Origin of the sequence: Streptomyces koelreuteriae (assembly GCF_018604545.1) — a bacterium.
In the GTDB taxonomy this organism is placed as follows: Bacteria; Actinomycetota; Actinomycetes; order Streptomycetales; family Streptomycetaceae; genus Streptomyces; species Streptomyces koelreuteriae.
On the sequence record NZ_CP075896.1, the window covers coordinates 747,788 to 762,614 of the forward strand.

At 72.0% G+C, this 14,827-nt stretch carries 11 protein-coding genes and 1 pseudogene; 3 read left to right on the top strand and 9 right to left on the bottom strand.

Annotated features, from left to right (window positions below; all coding sequences use genetic code 11):
- The first annotated feature begins 165 nt into the window (after positions 1-165).
- On the top strand, positions 166-588 hold the full coding sequence (locus tag KJK29_RS03395; protein WP_215117103.1) for a VOC family protein: 423 nt from the start codon (positions 166-168) through the stop codon (positions 586-588).
- A gap of 36 nt (positions 589-624) precedes the next feature.
- On the opposite strand, the gene KJK29_RS03400 is transcribed toward KJK29_RS03395, so the two are convergent.
- Entirely contained in the window at positions 625-1,107 is a 483-nt protein-coding gene (locus tag KJK29_RS03400; protein ID WP_215117104.1) for a GNAT family N-acetyltransferase, read from the bottom strand.
- Between the two features lie 57 nt (positions 1,108-1,164).
- The gene (locus KJK29_RS03405; protein WP_167526749.1) at positions 1,165-1,338 is read right to left on the bottom strand and encodes a hypothetical protein; all 174 of its coding nucleotides are present in this window, start codon (positions 1,336-1,338) and stop codon (positions 1,165-1,167) included.
- 453 nt (positions 1,339-1,791) lie between these two features.
- On the opposite strand from KJK29_RS03405, the gene KJK29_RS03410 reads away from it, so the two are divergent.
- On the top strand, positions 1,792-2,241 hold the full coding sequence (locus KJK29_RS03410; RefSeq protein ID WP_215117105.1) for a hypothetical protein: 450 nt from the start codon (positions 1,792-1,794) through the stop codon (positions 2,239-2,241).
- A gap of 69 nt (positions 2,242-2,310) precedes the next feature.
- On the opposite strand, the gene KJK29_RS03415 is transcribed toward KJK29_RS03410, so the two are convergent.
- From KJK29_RS03415 to KJK29_RS03440, 6 genes are all read right to left on the bottom strand, one after another.
- On the bottom strand, positions 2,311-3,813 hold the full coding sequence (locus tag KJK29_RS03415) for an SDR family NAD(P)-dependent oxidoreductase (protein WP_215117106.1): 1,503 nt from the start codon (positions 3,811-3,813) through the stop codon (positions 2,311-2,313).
- 106 nt (positions 3,814-3,919) lie between these two features.
- Positions 3,920-5,263: a wax ester/triacylglycerol synthase family O-acyltransferase gene (locus tag KJK29_RS03420; RefSeq protein ID WP_215117107.1), complete on the bottom strand. Its 1,344-nt coding sequence runs from the start codon at positions 5,261-5,263 to the stop codon at positions 3,920-3,922.
- 145 nt (positions 5,264-5,408) lie between these two features.
- Positions 5,409-8,027 carry a PA14 domain-containing protein gene (locus tag KJK29_RS03425; protein ID WP_215117108.1) on the bottom strand — a complete coding sequence of 873 codons (2,619 nt, stop codon included), beginning with the start codon at positions 8,025-8,027 and terminating at the stop codon, positions 5,409-5,411.
- Positions 8,028-8,128: 101 nt separating this feature from the next.
- Positions 8,129-9,349 carry a glucose-1-phosphate adenylyltransferase gene (gene glgC, locus KJK29_RS03430; protein WP_215117109.1) on the bottom strand — a complete coding sequence of 407 codons (1,221 nt, stop codon included), beginning with the start codon at positions 9,347-9,349 and terminating at the stop codon, positions 8,129-8,131.
- Positions 9,350-9,400: 51 nt separating this feature from the next.
- Entirely contained in the window at positions 9,401-10,552 is a 1,152-nt protein-coding gene (gene glgA, locus KJK29_RS03435) for a glycogen synthase (RefSeq protein ID WP_215117110.1), read from the bottom strand.
- Between the two features lie 39 nt (positions 10,553-10,591).
- Complete coding sequence (locus tag KJK29_RS03440; RefSeq protein ID WP_251057692.1) at positions 10,592-11,350, bottom strand: (2Fe-2S)-binding protein; 759 nt, start codon at positions 11,348-11,350, stop codon at positions 10,592-10,594.
- 209 nt (positions 11,351-11,559) lie between these two features.
- Between KJK29_RS03440 and KJK29_RS39330 the strand changes: the two are divergent.
- Positions 11,560-12,385, top strand: a pseudogene (locus KJK29_RS39330) (DMT family transporter); the annotation flags it as partial.
- A gap of 894 nt (positions 12,386-13,279) precedes the next feature.
- Here KJK29_RS39330 and KJK29_RS03450 read toward each other — a convergent pair.
- Positions 13,280-14,500, bottom strand: a complete 1,221-nt coding sequence (locus tag KJK29_RS03450; protein ID WP_215117112.1) for a transglycosylase family protein — start codon at positions 14,498-14,500, stop codon at positions 13,280-13,282.
- Between the last annotated feature and the right edge of the window lie 327 nt (positions 14,501-14,827).

The window sequence follows — 14,827 nt, forward strand, 5'->3', positions numbered from 1 at the left end:
AGTGAGGCGCCCGGCCTCGGAGTGAGCGCGGCGGGGGTGACCCCGCCCGGGCCCGCCCGAGAGCCGGAGAGGGCACGAGCCCCGCCTCTCGTCTCCGTTTTCCCGTTCCCCGCGCCGCTGCGGCGCTTCACCACGGATCAACGAAACCCGGAGACGAACCCACTCATGTCCCACGCACAGCACACGCCGCCCGCCCTGCCGACGACTGTCGCCCACCTCGACCACACCGCCGTCTTCGCCTCGGACCGCCAGTTGTCGGCGGAGTTCCTGGCGGCCGTCCTGGGTCTGGAGGTGGGCGCCCCCTTCGGGCCGTTCCTGCCGGTCGACCTGGGCAACGGCGTGACCCTCGACTACTACGAGAAGCGCGACGAGCCGATCCAGTCCCAGCACTACGCGTTCCTCGTGCCCGAGGAGCGGTTCGACGCCATGATCGGCCGCCTGGAGGCGCTCGGGGTCACCTACTACGCCGACCCGAGCCACACCGAACCCGGCCGCGTCAACGACCTCTTCGGCGGACGCGGCGCCTACTTCGACGACCCGAGCGGCCACAACATGGAGATCATGACCCGGCCGTACGTCCGTCCCTGACGGTCGCCCCGGAGTGCCGATGACCTCGGCGCACGCCTAGAGCGCGCGGTACATGATGTGCAGCCCCACCCGGCCGTCCCGGGGGTGGTCGAACGCTTCCGGCACCGTGCCGAGGATCGTGAAGCCCAGGGAGGTCCACAGCTTCACGGCCGGGTTGGTCTCGACGACGGCGTTGAACACCATGCCCCGGTAACCGGCGGCCCTGGCCTCGGTCAGGAGGTGTTCGGCGAGGGCACGGCCGTGGCCACGGCCGCCCTGGCCGGGGTCGACCATGAAGCCGGCGCCCGCGATACGGGCAGCGGGGCCACCGTAGTTGGGGGTGAGATACGCGGAGGCGACGACAGTGCCGCTGTCGTCCTCGACGACGTAGACCCGTTTCGCGGGACTCATCCACAGGACCCGGGCCTCCTCCTCGGAGGTACCCGGGTCCCATGCGTAGGTCTCGCCCGCGGCGACGATGTGGTGCCAGAACGGCCAGATACGCGGCCAGTCGTCAGCCGTTGCTTCCCTGATCAGCATGGGCGCGAGTCTGGCACGCCCATGCGCTCGGCGAAGGTGGAGGGGGTGCGCCCTCGGTCAGTCGACGCTGGGCAGGATGTGGGGCTCTGCGAGGTCGTCCTCGTAGCCCGCGAGGCGGATCGGGGCCGACCGGGCCCACACGTCAAGGCTGCCGAGCTCGTCGGCCCGCCGGCCGGCGCGCTCGCCGCGTTCCTTGGGGCGCTGATCTCGATTCGTCTTCTCCGGTGTCACCGCGCACTCCTTATGTGTCGGTCACCCTCGGGACGCACGCGCTGGTCCTGCTGCGCCTGACGCCCCGTATGGGTCTGATGTCAAAAGCAGTTCGGACGCGGTGGCGCCGGTCGACTCACGGGAGAGGCCGTGGTGAACCGGCTGTCCCATGACGGACCGTGGGTGTGGGTAGGACCCCGTACTGCTGTCCGTCCGGAACAGATTAACCAAATGAGCGGGCCCCCGCTCGATGGGGCTGAAAACGGCCGGTAACAATCGCGCGTCATCCGGTGTTCAACTCAGGTTTAGGCGCCGATTTGTTCACTGACGGGCGATTTGAGCACCACCCGAACGGCGTACAGATGCGTAGGCGTTTTCGACACGGTTGCGCAGTTCAAGTGCCGTTGGCTGAGTCGAAAGCTCGCCATGGTCTGCTGCCGCACGGCAACGGCTGTCTCGCGGGAGGACTGACGCATGGAGCTGCGCAGCGTCGAGGAGCTGATGGATCTGCTGTACACCTGCCGGGGCACCAGGGACGCCCCGGACCGCGACCGCCCGCCGGTCGATCTCCACGATCACGCGCTGCGGACCGCCGCGCTGCTGCGCCGCGGCCGCCCGGCCGACAAGGAGCTCCAAGTGGCGGGGCTGGTGCAGCCGGTCGGAGGGCTGCTGTGGCCCGGCGATCCCGCCGCCCGCGCCGACCAGGCGGCCCACGCGGTGCGCGCGCTGCTCGGCGAGCGGGTCTCCCGCCTCGTCCGCCGGTGCCCCCGCCGGGACGCCGCCGTCGACGACGACCTCCTCACCCTCCGCCAGGCGATCGAGGAGGGCCGCACGGCCGGGTTCGACGCCGGGGTCCTGGAGGACTGGCGGACGGTGCTGCACCTCTTGGCGGCACGCAACTCCCGCCTCGGGGCGGTCGATTGACGGACAGCGGCCGTCAGGGGCGCGGGGGACGGCCCGCCACACCCCGCAGACGCTCGCCCGGGTCCCGGCCTACCACTTGCCCGGCGCGTAGTCCTTCAGGAAGATCCCGTACAGGTCCTCCCCCGCCTCGCCCCGCACGATCGGGTCGTACACACGGGCCGCGCCGTCGACCAGATCCAGCGGCGCGTGGAAACCGGCCTCGGCGAGCCGCAGCTTGTCGTAGTGGGGCCGCTCGTCCGTGATCCATCCCGTGTCGACCGAGGTCATCAGAATCCCGTCGGCCTGGAACATCTCCTGGGCACTGGTCCGCGTCACCATGTTCATCGCGGCCTTGGCGGCGTTGGTGTTCGGGTGCCCCGCGCCCTTGTAGCCGCGCCCGAAGACCCCCTCCATCGCGGAGACGTTCACGACGTACGCCCGCCCGCTCGCCGCCTTCTTCGCGGCCTCGGCCATCGCGGGGCGCAAGGCGCTGATCAGGATGAACGGCGACGTGTAGTTGCAGAGCTGGGTCTCCAGCAGCTCCACCGGGGAGATCTGATCGATCGTCTGCACCCAGGTGTTGGAGTCGACGACGTCGGGGACCAGGCCGCCCGCGTCGATCGCGGTGCCGTCGAGGTGCCGCTCGACGCTGGCGTTGCCCGCGACCAGGGCGAGGTCGGCGACCTTCTGCGCGTCGAGGCCGCTGGTGCCGATTGGCAGCGCGGCGATGCCGTCGACCGCGCCGGAGTTGAAGGCGCCGATGACGTGGTGGGCGGGGAGTTCCCCGGCGGGCAGCGGGGCGCTCTCGCCGTCGACCAGGGCGGCGTAGGCGGAGGGCAGCCGGCGCACGGTCTGCGTCGCGTTGTTGACGAGGATGTCGAGGGGACCGGCGTCGGCGACCTGCTCGGCGAGGGCCACGGCCTGCGCCGGGTCGCGCAGGTCGATGCCGACGACCTCCAGGCGGTGGATCCAGTCCGCGGAGTCGTCCATCGCCTTGAAGCGGCGGATGGCGTCCTTCGGGAAGCGCGTGGTGATCGTGGTGTGCGCCCCGTCGCGCAGCAGCCGGAGCGCGATGTACATGCCGATCTTGGCGCGGCCGCCGGTGAGCAGGGCGCGCTTGCCGGTGAGGTCGGCGCGGACGTCGCGCTTCTCGCGGTTCACGCGGGCGCAGTCGGGACAGAGCTGGTGGTAGAAGTAGTCGACTTCCACGTACCGGGCCTTGCAGGTGTAGCAGGAGCGCGGGCGCTGGAGTATCCCCGCGATCCTGCCCTCCTCGGTGTTCGAGGAGGGCAGCAGACCCTCGGTCTCGTCGTCGATGCGCTGGGCGGAGCCGGTCGCCGTGGCCTCCGTGACCGCCTTGTCGTGGGCGGTCTTGGCGGCCCGGCGCTCCTGGCGGCGGCGCTGCTTGACCGTGCGGTAGACGCCCGCGGTGGCCCGGCGCACGGCGACGGCGTCCGGGTGGTCGACCTCCAGCTTGTCGAGTTCCTCGAGCACGCTGAGGCAGACGGCCAGACGCTCGGGGTCGATGCCGGGTCCGTACGAGAGCCCGCTCGCCTCGTCCATGGCCTGCGGGCCGTCCTCTGTCACCGTCATCGCCGCTGTCGTTCCCTGCTGTGGTCCTGGCGGCGCGCCGGTCGCGCCCGCATTCGAAGGGCGAATTTTACGGAGCGCCGGGCCGGACCTCCAAACCCGCCCCTGATCAGGACTCGCAGGCCATGATCAGCGTCCGCACCTCCTCGGTGACGGCGGCGGCGAATCGGTCGAGGTCGGGGACGGCTTCGGCGTCGGCGACGAGGCCGTAGTGGACGCTGCCCCGGTACGTCGAGACCGCCACCGCCAGGGAGTGGCCGGGGGGCAGCGGGGCGAAGGGGAACACGGCGGTGAGCGGGTGGCCGCCGAGTTTCAGGCCGAGGCTGGGCAGGGGCACGCTGGTCACCAGGATGTCGAACCAGAGCCGTGCCGCCTGGCCGACCAGGGGGCCGCCGAGCCGGTGGGCGAGGGCGGGGACGTGGTCGGCGAGCAGGGCGACGGCGCCCGCGCCCCGGTTGGGGCCGGCGTCCTTGTTGCGGTCCATGGCGGTGCGGACCGAGGCGAGGCGCGCCAGCGGGTCCTCGTCGTCCACCGGAAGCCGTATCAGGTAACCGGAGAGCCGGTTGCCCTGTGGGTAGGCGGTGCGCGGGCGGCGCTTGGAGACGGGGATCAGGGCGCGCGGCGCCACGCCCTCGCTGCCGTCGCCGCGCTCGTCGAGCCAGCGGCGCAGGGCGCCAGCGACGACGGCGATCAGCACGTCGTTGACGGTGCCGCCGACGGTCTTGCGGACGCGGTGCACATCGTCGAGGTCGAGCACCACTCCGGCGGTGCGGCGGGTGCCGCTCGGCTCGCAGGTGAGCGCGGGGGTGGAGCGCACGTCGAGGGAGGAGCGGGCGACGGAGGCTCCGATGTCCAGGGCCCGGCTCACGTCGGACAGGGCGCCGCGCACCATCCCGGGCAGGTCGCGCACGTCCGGCAGCAGAGGGCGCGGGGGCGCGGCGGGGCGGGGCCGGGGCGCCGGCATGTCCATCGGGTCCATGAGGCCCGCGGCGAGGGTGAGTGCCCGGAGCCCGTCGGCCAGGGCGTGGTGGAACTTGAAGAGCACCGCGAAGGAGCCGCCGTCCTCGCCGGGCAGCACATGGGCCTCCCAGGGCGGCCGGCCGCGCTCCAGCGGACGCCCCATGAGCCGGCCCGCCGTGGCGTGGAAGTCGGCGGTCGGGGCGTGCAGCCGGACATGGTGCTGGGAGTCGAAGTCCGGGTCCTCCTCCCGGGCCGCACCGCCGAAGGCGTGCGGCCGGCGCAGCGCCGCGGGCAGCGGCTGCCACACGTCGCGGATGCGCATGCGCAGTCCGGGGACGTCGGCGGCGCGGGCCGCGAGCAGGTCCGCGGCGCGGGCGCCCGCGGCCGGCGAGTGGGCGGGGAAGATCCCGAGCGCCCCGAGGTGCATGGGGTGCTCGGCGGACTCGAGGTTCCAGAACGCCAGGTCGAGTGGAGCGAGCAGGTCAGCAGTCAAGGGCTTGCCTCGCGTCGACGACGGGTGAGTCAGTAGTCAACCGCCCTCAGCCGATTACGGTCAAGTACGATCACGCTACGTACAGTTAACAGCAGATTAAGTCCCGCCCCGACGAAGAGGGGCGGGACTTATGGTGCATGTGCCGTCAGTTCAGCACAGGTTGCGGCGCCGGGCACCCGGTGGGAGTCACCCGGGAGGCGTCACGGATCAGCGCCTGGTGCGCCGCCTTGAGCCGGGCCGTGTCCGGTTTCAGGACGGCCCGGTCGTAGGTGAGGAAGCCGTTCAGCTCACCCTCGACGTCCGCGATCTGGGTGTATACGGCACCGTTGCTGCCCCGGCAGACCAGGGCCCTGACCTCGTCGAGCTTGGTCAGATAGTCCTCGGTGTACGTGGCCGGGTCGACGTCGACGTACGACTGCTGCACCGACCAGGCGTGGCCGGGCACCGCGAGGCCCAGGCCGCCGTACTCGCCGCTGACCAGGGCACGCTCGCCGTCCGGGCGCGGCGGCAGGGCCGGGCTGGGATAGCCGTGCTCGTCCATGAGGTCACCGGTGCCGCCGTCGGCGCCGAGGTTCAGCCCGGACTGGCCGTTGACCAGCCGCGTGGGGTCCCACGCCTTGGCCTGCTCGGCGACCCGGCCCACGTCGTACTGGCCCCAGCCCTCGTTGAAGGTCACCCACATGACGACCGACGGGCTGCTGATGTGCTCGTCGATCATCTCCTTCATCTCCCGCTCGTAGCGGGCGCGGGAGGAGTCGCTCGGGTTCACCCCGGCCGTCATCGCGGGCATGTCCTGCCACACCAGCAGCCCGAGCCGGTCGGCCCAGTAGAACCAGCGGTCCGGCTCGACCTTGATGTGCTTGCGGACGGAGTTGAAGCCGAGCCGCTTGTGCGCCTTCAGGTCGTAGGCGAGGGCCTCGTCGGTGGGCGCGGTGTGCAGGCCGTCCGGCCAGAAGCCCTGGTCGAGGGTGGCCATCATGAAGACCGGCTCGCCGTTGAGGACCGTGCGCGGCACTCCGTTCACCTTCTCGACGGCGATGGAGCGCATCCCGAAGTAGCTGCCGACCCGGTCGGCGCCGACCTTCACCTTGAGCTTGTAGAGGAAGGGGTCGTCGGGGGACCACAGGTGCGGGTCGCGCACGGTCAGGGTCAGCGCACTGCCGGTGCGGCCGCTCGCCGTGGCGACCTCGCGCTTCCCGTCGTACGCCGTCGCGGTGATCGGTACGCCGTCCCGGACGCCCCGGGCCTCAACGGTCAGCTTCTCGCCGGCCACGTCCGGGGTGAGCTCGAGGGAGTCCGTGTGGTCGCGGGCCACCGGCTCCATCCAGACCGTCTGCCAGATGCCGGAGGACGGGGTGTACCAGATGCCGCTGGGGTCCAGGCGCTGCTTGCCGAGCGGCGGGTTCTCGCCGGATGCCGCGTCGGTGGGGTCGTAGACGCCGACGATGAGTTCCTGGGTGCGGCCGGGCTTCAGCGCGTCGGTGATGTCGGCGCTGAACTTGTCGTAGCCCCCTTCGTGCTCGGCCACCTTGGTGCCGTTGACGTAGACCTCCGAGCGCCAGTCGACGGCGCCGAAGTTGAGCTCGAGCCGCTTGCCGGAGCCGATGTCCCAGTCGCGCGGGACCGTGAAGGTGCGGCGGTACCACATGCGGTCCTCGTGCCGTTCGATGCCGGAGAGCTGGGACTCCACCGGGTACGGGACGAGGATGCGCTCCTTCAGGTTCTTGCCGACGGGCGGCTGCTCGCCGGGCTCGGCGGCGGCGAACTGCCAGCGGCCGTTGAGGTTCTGCCAGGCGTCCCGGGTGAGCTGCGGGCGCGGGTACTCGGGGTGGGCGTTGCCGGGCCCGACCTCGTCGGCCCAGCGGGTGCTGAGCTGGTGCGTGGAGCGGTTGGGGCCGCTGCTCCAGAACTCCTTGACAACGTTGCCGTCGGTGTCGGAGAGGCCGCCCTGGCCGTCGTAGCGGATGTCGGCGGTGCCCCGGGCCGTGCCGGTCTTGTTGCCGACGACCGGCTCGTCGAGGGCGACCAGGAGGGAGGTGGGATCGGACGGGTCCGGTCGCGCCGCGCCCAGGGGCCATTCGGCGCCGCCGATCACCGCCTTGAGGTGGTCGGTGAAGCCCGCCGGGGGTGCGGCCAGGGGCTGGGCGAAGTCCAGCTTGAGCGTGCGGCCGGTGGACTGGACCGTGGCCGCGAGGGCTCCGTCGTAGTCGAAGCCGTCGGGGAGGCGGAAGGCCGACTGCGGGACCGGCTCCTTGCCGGCGCCCGGCGGGGTCCAGCGGAGGTGGAGGTTGGAGCCGCCGTAGTGCTCGAAGTACTCGACCTTGATGTCGTAGGCCTTGCCCGCGGTCAGGTCTATGGGCTGGGCCGTCTGTTCGCGGTCCCAGTCGTCCACCCAGTGGTCGATGAGGGGCTTTCCGTCGATCCAGAGGCGGAAGCCGTTGTCGCCGATGACCGAGAAGGTGTGGGGGCCGGTCTTCTCCGGGACGATCTTTCCGGTCCAGCGGACGCTGACGTCGTCCGATCGGCCGGTGGTGAAGTTCAGGCGCGGCTCCAGGTTGTCGAAGTAGAGGTCCTGGTCGAAGGTCGTCGCCTTGAGGGTGTGGAAGTCGAAGGCGCCGGGGGCGGAGTGGGTGAAGTACTCGCCCTTGAGGCCGTGGATCTCGGCGGGGTCGTCCGCCAGGGCGGGGGCCGCGGTCAGGCCGGTGAGGGCGAGGAGCGCGGCGAGCAGTAACGCGAGCCGGTTTCTGTGGGGTCCGGTACGCACGGAACCTCCGTTTACAACGATGTCATTTCCGGGCGAGGGCATGACAACACGGATTCCGCTCTTCGTCCAGAGGCAGGACAAAGTCCCCGGGCGGGGACCCGTCAGGTGACCAACTGGCCCTTCCCGAGGGCGATGACGCCGCCCTTGGACACCGTGTACAGCTCGGCGTCCCGCTCCGGGTTGACGCCGATCGTCGCGCCCGGCGGCACCTCGACGTTCTTGTCGAGGACGGCGCCCCGGACCACCGCGCCCCGGCCGATGTGCACGTTGTCGTGCAGCACGGAGCCCTGTACGACGGCCCCCGGGTCCACCACGACACCCGGCGACAGCACGGACCGCGTGACCTGGCCGCGCACCAGGCAGCCCGCGCTGATGATGGACTCGCTGGCGATGCCGCCGGCGTTGAAGCGGGCCGGCGAGAGCTGGTACGAGTGCGTGTAGATCGGCCAGCTGCGGTTGTACAGATTGAACGCCGGGCGCTCGGCGATCAGGTCCATATGGGCCTCGTAGTAGGCGTCCAGTGTGCCGACGTCCCGCCAGTAGCCCTGGTCGCGGGTGGTCTCTCCGGGCACGTGGTTGGCGCTGAAGTCGTACAGCGCGGCCTCGCCCCGGTCGGTGAGCTGGGGCAGGATCGAGCCGCCCATGTCGTGCACGGAGGCCTCGTCCTCCGCGTCCCGCCGGAGCGCCTCGATGAGGGCCTTGGTGGTGAAGATGTAGTTGCCCATGGAGGCGAAGACCATGTCCGGGTCGTCCGGCAGACCGGGCGGATCCGTCGGCTTCTCCAGGAAGCGCTCCACCGTCTGGCCGTCCGAGCCCGGCGTGATCACGCCGAACGACGAGGACTCGGTGCGCGGCACCCGGATCCCGGCCACCGTCACGCCCGCGCCGCTGTCGATGTGCTGGGCGAGCATCTGGCGGGGGTCCATGCGGTAGACGTGGTCGGCGCCGAAGACGGCGACGTACTCGGGGCGCTCGTCGTAGATCAGGTTCAGCGACTGCAGGATCGCGTCGGCGCTGCCCAGGTACCAGCGCGGGCCGAGGCGCTGCTGGGCGGGCACGGGCGTGACGTAGTTGCCGAGCAGGTTGGACATCCGCCAGGTGGTGGTGATGTGCCGGTCCAGCGAGTGCGACTTGTACTGCGTCAGGACGCAGATGCGCAGGATGTCGCCGTTGACGAGGTTGGACAGCACGAAGTCGACCAGGCGGTAGGTCCCGCCGAAGGTGACCGCGGGTTTGGCACGGTCCGCGGTCAGCGGCATCAGGCGTTTGCCCTCGCCGCCGGCCAGCACGATTCCCAGGACCGAAGGACCACCACGACGCATGGCCGCTCCCCTCACGCCGATTTCCCGATGCCTGCCCCTGTGCGGGACGCGCTATGCCTGTTTCAGGATCTCCTCGTAGAGCCGGACCGTGCGGCGGGCCACCGCGTCCCAGCCGAACTCGCCGACCGCCCGCTCCCGCCCGGCCACGCCCATCCGCCCGGCGGTCTCCGGATCGCCCAGGACGGTGTCCATGGCCCGGGCGAGACCCGCCTCGAAGTCGTCGCCCGGCGGGACGAGCAGGCCGGTCGCGCCGTCGTCGACGACCTCGGGGATGCCGCCGACCGCCGAGGCCACCACGGGCGTACCGCAGGCCATCGCCTCCAGGTTCACGATGCCGAGCGGCTCGTACACCGAGGGGCAGACGAACAGCGCGGCGTGCGTGAGGAGCTGGATCACCTCCGGGCGCGGCAGCATCCGCGGGATCCAGAACACGCCGTCGCGGACCCGGCTCAGCTCCCCGAACAGCTCGCGGAACTCCTGGTCGATCTCCGGCGTGTCCGGTGCGCCCGCGCACAGCACGACCTGCGCGGCCGGGTCGATGTCCCGCACCGCGCGCAGCAGGTGGGGTACACCCTTCTGCCGGGTGATACGCCCGACGAACAGCACATACGGACGGGAGCGGTCGATCCCGATCCGGTCCAGGGCGTCCGTGCCGTGGTCGGGCCGGTAGAGGCTGGTGTCGATGCCGTTGTGCACGACATGGACCTTCTCCGGGTCCAGGGCCGGGTAGCAGCCGAGGATGTCCTCGCGCATCGCCCCGGACACCGCGATCACCGCGTCGGCGGCCTCGATCGCGGTGCGTTCGGCCCAGCCGGACAGCTCGTAACCGCCGCCGAGCTGCTCGGCCTTCCAGGGGCGCAGCGGCTCCAGGGAGTGGGCGGTCATCACGTGCGGGATGCCGTAGAGCAGCTTGGCGAGGTGGCCGCCGAGGTTGGCGTACCAGGTGTGGGAGTGGACCAGCTCGCGGCCCTCCAGGGCGGCGGTCATGGCGAGGTCCACGGAGAAGGTGCGCAGCGCGTCGTTGGCGCCGTCGAGCGCGGACCAGGGCCGGTGGCGCCGCACGCCGTAGGCGCGGCCCTCGCCCCAGCAGTGCACGTCCAGGTCGACCAGGTCTCTGAGCTCCCGGGCGAGGAACTCCACATGGACGCCCGCACCGCCGTACACATCCGGCGGGTACTCCCGGGTCAGCAGTCCCACTCGCACCCGCAACTCCCTGCTCTCAGCGGCCGTTCCCTTTCATGGTCACCCAGATGGGGCGTGTGGGGAAGAGCGGGGCGGCGTCGTGAAGCAACAGTCGCCGCAGACGCCCCCGCCGGGCACCCGGTAGTACAGACAGCAGCTGCGGCGCCGGAAGGCGGTGCCGGTGAGGGTTCCGGTGCCTGTGAGCAGGGGGTGCGCGAGGAGTTCCGCGGCCAGGGAGCGGGCCCGGGCGGCGGTGTCCGTACGGTCGTGCCGCCGGGCCCAGCGGTCGAGTTCGCGGGCGGCGCCCGCCAGCGCGGAGGCGGCGTTGCCGCGCAGCAGGCCGGGGGCGAGGCGGTGGTGGGCGCGCAGGGCCGCCGCCAGGGGTTCGAGGTGGCCGTCGAGGACGGTGTCCGCGAGCGTCGCCGCGTCCGCCCCGGGGAGCGGCCGTACGTCCGTGAGCCACAGGTCGTCGGGGGCACTACCGTCGGCGTCCCAGCGCAGCAGCCGGGCGTCGAGGTCGGGGACGCTGCCGTAGAGGACCGCGCAGCCGAGCGCGACGGACCACAGGCGGGCCGCGAGGCCGAGGTGGGCCACGGACGCGGCGATGCGCGACTCCGGGGCGTGCAGGGCGCCGGCTACCTTGCGGATGCGAAAAATCAGGGGATTTCCGTACACATCCGGTGACGTTTCGCCGTAGGCCTGTGCGAGAGTGGGAAGAGGCCTGGCCGCCGCTCCTTCCGTGCGCAGCGCGAAGAAGCCGCCGAGCGGGCGGAGTGCGGCGAGGTCGGGGTCGAGGTCCACGAAGACCAGTAGTACCAAGGCCCCTAGGGGACGCGACCCGGTGACCCCGCCCATGGTCGCCCACCCTGGGGATGATGGTGCTCCCCTCGTACTCCATCGGCAGTAGGACCCAATGAGTGCTCAGGGACGACGACGGGAAGACCTGGACACGGCAGGGTGTTGGTCATGAAAGCCGACCTTTCGCCGCGCCGGGCTGATTGCCCCCGCCTGACGCAGAGGAGCAGCCGATGAGCGCCCTCGCGTTGTCCGTCCTGCTGTCGCTCGTGTCCGCCGTCGCTTACGCGGGCGGGGCGATCGTGCAGGAGCGGGTGGCGGAGTCCTCGCCGGGCGAGCAGTACGCTCCGCTGCGCCGGCCGGGCTGGTGGGCGGCGGTCGGACTCAACGGTCTCGGCGGAGTGCTGCACGTGGTGGCGCTGGCGTACGGTCCGCTGAGCCTGGTGCAGCCGCTGGGCGCGCTGACCATCGTGGTGGCCCTGCCGATGGCGGCACTGTTCGTCGGCCGCAAGGCGGGTGCCACGGCCTGGCGGGGCGCGATCATGGCGACGGTCGGGCTCGCCGGTCTGCTGTCCCTGGTCGCCGCGGCCGACGCGCGGTCGCTGGACACGGCTCAGCGGGTGGCCGTGGCCGTCTTCACCGCCGGCGCGGTCGTGACGCTGATGATCGCCGCCCGGGCCGCGCACCGGCACCCGGCGGTCCGCAGCATGCTGCTGGCGACGGCCGCGGGTATCGCGTTCGGCATGTCCTCGGTGTTCACCAAGACCGTCGCGGTCGACTGGACCGGCGGCGTGTCGGCGGCCGATGTGCCCTCCCTCGCCGTGATCGGCGTCCTCGCAACGGCCGGCATGCTGCTCTCGCAGGCCGCGTACCGGGGCGCGGGCCTCACGGCCCCGCTGGCCACGCTGACCGTGGTGAACCCGGTGGTGGCGGCCGCGGTCGGCATCACGATGTTCGGAGAAACCTTCCGCTATGGCACGACGGGCACGGCGCTCGCGCTGAGCTGTGGTGTGGTCGCGGCGGGTGGGCTGATTCTGCTGACGACGGAGCGGCTGGCGCAGGATCGGCCGGAGGAGAGCAGGACGGGGAGCACGACGGGGACGGTGCCCGAGCCCGCCGGGAGCGGACGGGGTCGGCCGGAGCCGGTGGGTGCAGGGTCTGCGTCACAGGGCACGGTTGATTCGGCCGAGACGGTCGGCAGCCGGGCCGGGAGCGGGAGTGCGCTGCGCGAGACGGTGAGGGCGTCGCCTGTCGGCGTGGGCAGCCTGGCCGGGGTGGTCGACGCCTCGCCGGAGATCCCCGGGATCGGCGTCGTGTCCGAGACGGAGAGGGCGTCGCCTGCCACGGTGGGCAGCTTGGCCGGGGCCGTGAACGCTGCCTCGCCGGAGCCCGGGAACGCCCAGCCGGCGATCGTGGGTACACCGCCCGCGGCCGTGAATGCGCGGCCCGAGACGCTGGGCGTCGGGGCGGTGAGCGCCTCGCCGGTGATCTTGGGCGCGACGCCCGCGGCCGTGAATGTGCGGCCCGAGACGCTGGGCGTCGGGGCTGCCGGGGCCGCCGGGGCCGCCGGGGCGGTGAACGCCTCGCCGGAGGCCCGGAGCACCCCGCCCGGGGTCGGCGTCCTGGCCGAGACCGTGGGCGCGCCGCCCGTAGCCGTGGGGGTGCTGCCCGTAGCCAGGGGCGTGCTCCCCGAGACGTTCGGCGTCGGAGGAGCGTCGAGCGCGGGGACGGGCGACCGTGGCGGGGCCGGTCGCGGACGGTCCGGGGACGAGTCGGTGCCCGTGCCCCGGTCCCTTGCCTCCGAGGAGCCCGAGGCCGCCCCGGACATCCCGTACGAGAGCGGGGACATGCCGGTGTCCTCAGGCCCCGGCGACCGCCGCCCGCTCTCCTACGTGCCCTTCTACGGCATCCCGTACGTCCCGCTGCCCACGGTCGACCGGCACCGCACCCGCATCAGATCGTGACGCCGCCGGCCCGGAGATAGGCCACCGGGTCGACGTCCGTACCGAAACCGGGCCCCGTCCGCACCTCGAAGTGCAGATGCGGGCCCGAGCTGTTGCCGGTGGAGCCGGAGCGGCCGAGGCGCTGGCCCGCGGTCACCGACTGCCCGTCCCGCACGGAGATCGCCGACAGGTGGGCGTACTGGCTGTAGCGGCCGTCGGCGTGCCGGACCACGACCTGGTAGCCGAAGGAGCCGCCCCAGCCCGCGCTGACGACGCTGCCCGCGGCGACCGACCTGATGGACGTGCCCGTGGGCACGGGGAAGTCGACGCCGGTGTGGTAGCCCTTCGACCAGGACGAGCCCGCCTTGCGGTAGGGCGTTCCCAGGGAGCCGCTGACGGGAGCGACGAGGCCCTGCCGGGCGGTCGACCGTCCGGCGCGGTCCTTGCTCTCGTCCTTGGCGCGCTCCTTGGACGGCTCCTTCGCGCGTTCCTTCGCACGGTCCGGCTTCTTCGGCGACGGCTTGGCCGCGGGGCCCGGCTCGGTCGCGGGACGCGTCTTCGTGGCGGCGCCCTCACCCCGCAGCGCGAGCCGCTGACCGGGCACGATCAGGTCGGGGTCGGCTCCTATGGCCGAGCGGTTGGCGGCGTACAGACCCCGCCAGCCGCCCCGGACCTCCTGGTCGGACGCGATCCCGGAGAGGGTGTCGCCCCGGACCACGGTGTACATCTCGGCGTTGCCCGCCCGGGACTGCGGTGTGGACTGCGGCCGTACGTCCTCGATGGACGTCCTGGGCTTCTTGCGCACGTCCTTCTTCGTGCTCTCGGAGGCCGGCCGGATGTCGGGCTCGCCTCCGCCCCGGGTCAGTCCGGCGCGCTTCGAGCAGACCGGCCAGGCGCCCGGGCCCTGCCCGTCGAGCACCTTCTCGGCGACGGCGATCTGCTGGTCCTTGGTGGCCAGGTCCGCGCGGGCCGCGTAGGTCCGGCCGCCGTACGCCTCCCAGGTGGACTGGGTGAACTGCAGACCGCCGTAGAACCCGTTGCCGGTGTTGATGCTCCAGTTGCTGGTGGACTCGCAGGCGGCGACCTTGTTCCAGGTGTCCACGTCCGCCGCCTGGGCGACGCCGGTGCCCATGAACGGCAGTGCCATGCCCGCGCCACCCGCCGTGACGGTGAGTGAGGCCCGGTTGATCCTGTTCGGCTGATACCGGCGGTGCCGGCCGCGTACGGCCATCGAGTGCCCCCCTAGACATGCGTCAGGAGGGGCAAAAGTAAGCGCTGCGAACCGGCCAGAACAAGACGGCTATCAGCCGCCCGGGCGCCCAAATGGCCGGTATGAGGCCCCTGTTGCGCGACGTGCGCCACGGCGGTGCATCGCGTGAGCCACCCGGTGCGCGGGTGCGACGTGCGCGGGGACGCTTACATCGACTGAGTGCGACGGGGCTTTCGTGCGTATCACGCTGCGCGACGTCGTACGACCCGCGCGTGCGGACGGAGTAGCGGCACGTCAGGATGGTCGACGGGGGCATGCTGGTGGACACCACCGGCAGCACCGATACCG

Coding starts and splice junctions, on each gene's coding strand:
- KJK29_RS03415 (WP_215117106.1), bottom strand. CDS start 3,813: ATGACGGTGACAGAGGACGGCCCGCAGGCCATGGACGAGGCGAGCGGG.
- KJK29_RS03450 (WP_215117112.1), bottom strand. CDS start 14,500: ATGGCCGTACGCGGCCGGCACCGCCGGTATCAGCCGAACAGGATCAAC.
- KJK29_RS03410 (WP_215117105.1), top strand. CDS start 1,792: ATGGAGCTGCGCAGCGTCGAGGAGCTGATGGATCTGCTGTACACCTGC.
- glgC (WP_215117109.1), bottom strand. CDS start 9,349: ATGCGTCGTGGTGGTCCTTCGGTCCTGGGAATCGTGCTGGCCGGCGGC.
- KJK29_RS03395 (WP_215117103.1), top strand. CDS start 166: ATGTCCCACGCACAGCACACGCCGCCCGCCCTGCCGACGACTGTCGCC.
- KJK29_RS03400 (WP_215117104.1), bottom strand. CDS start 1,107: ATGCTGATCAGGGAAGCAACGGCTGACGACTGGCCGCGTATCTGGCCG.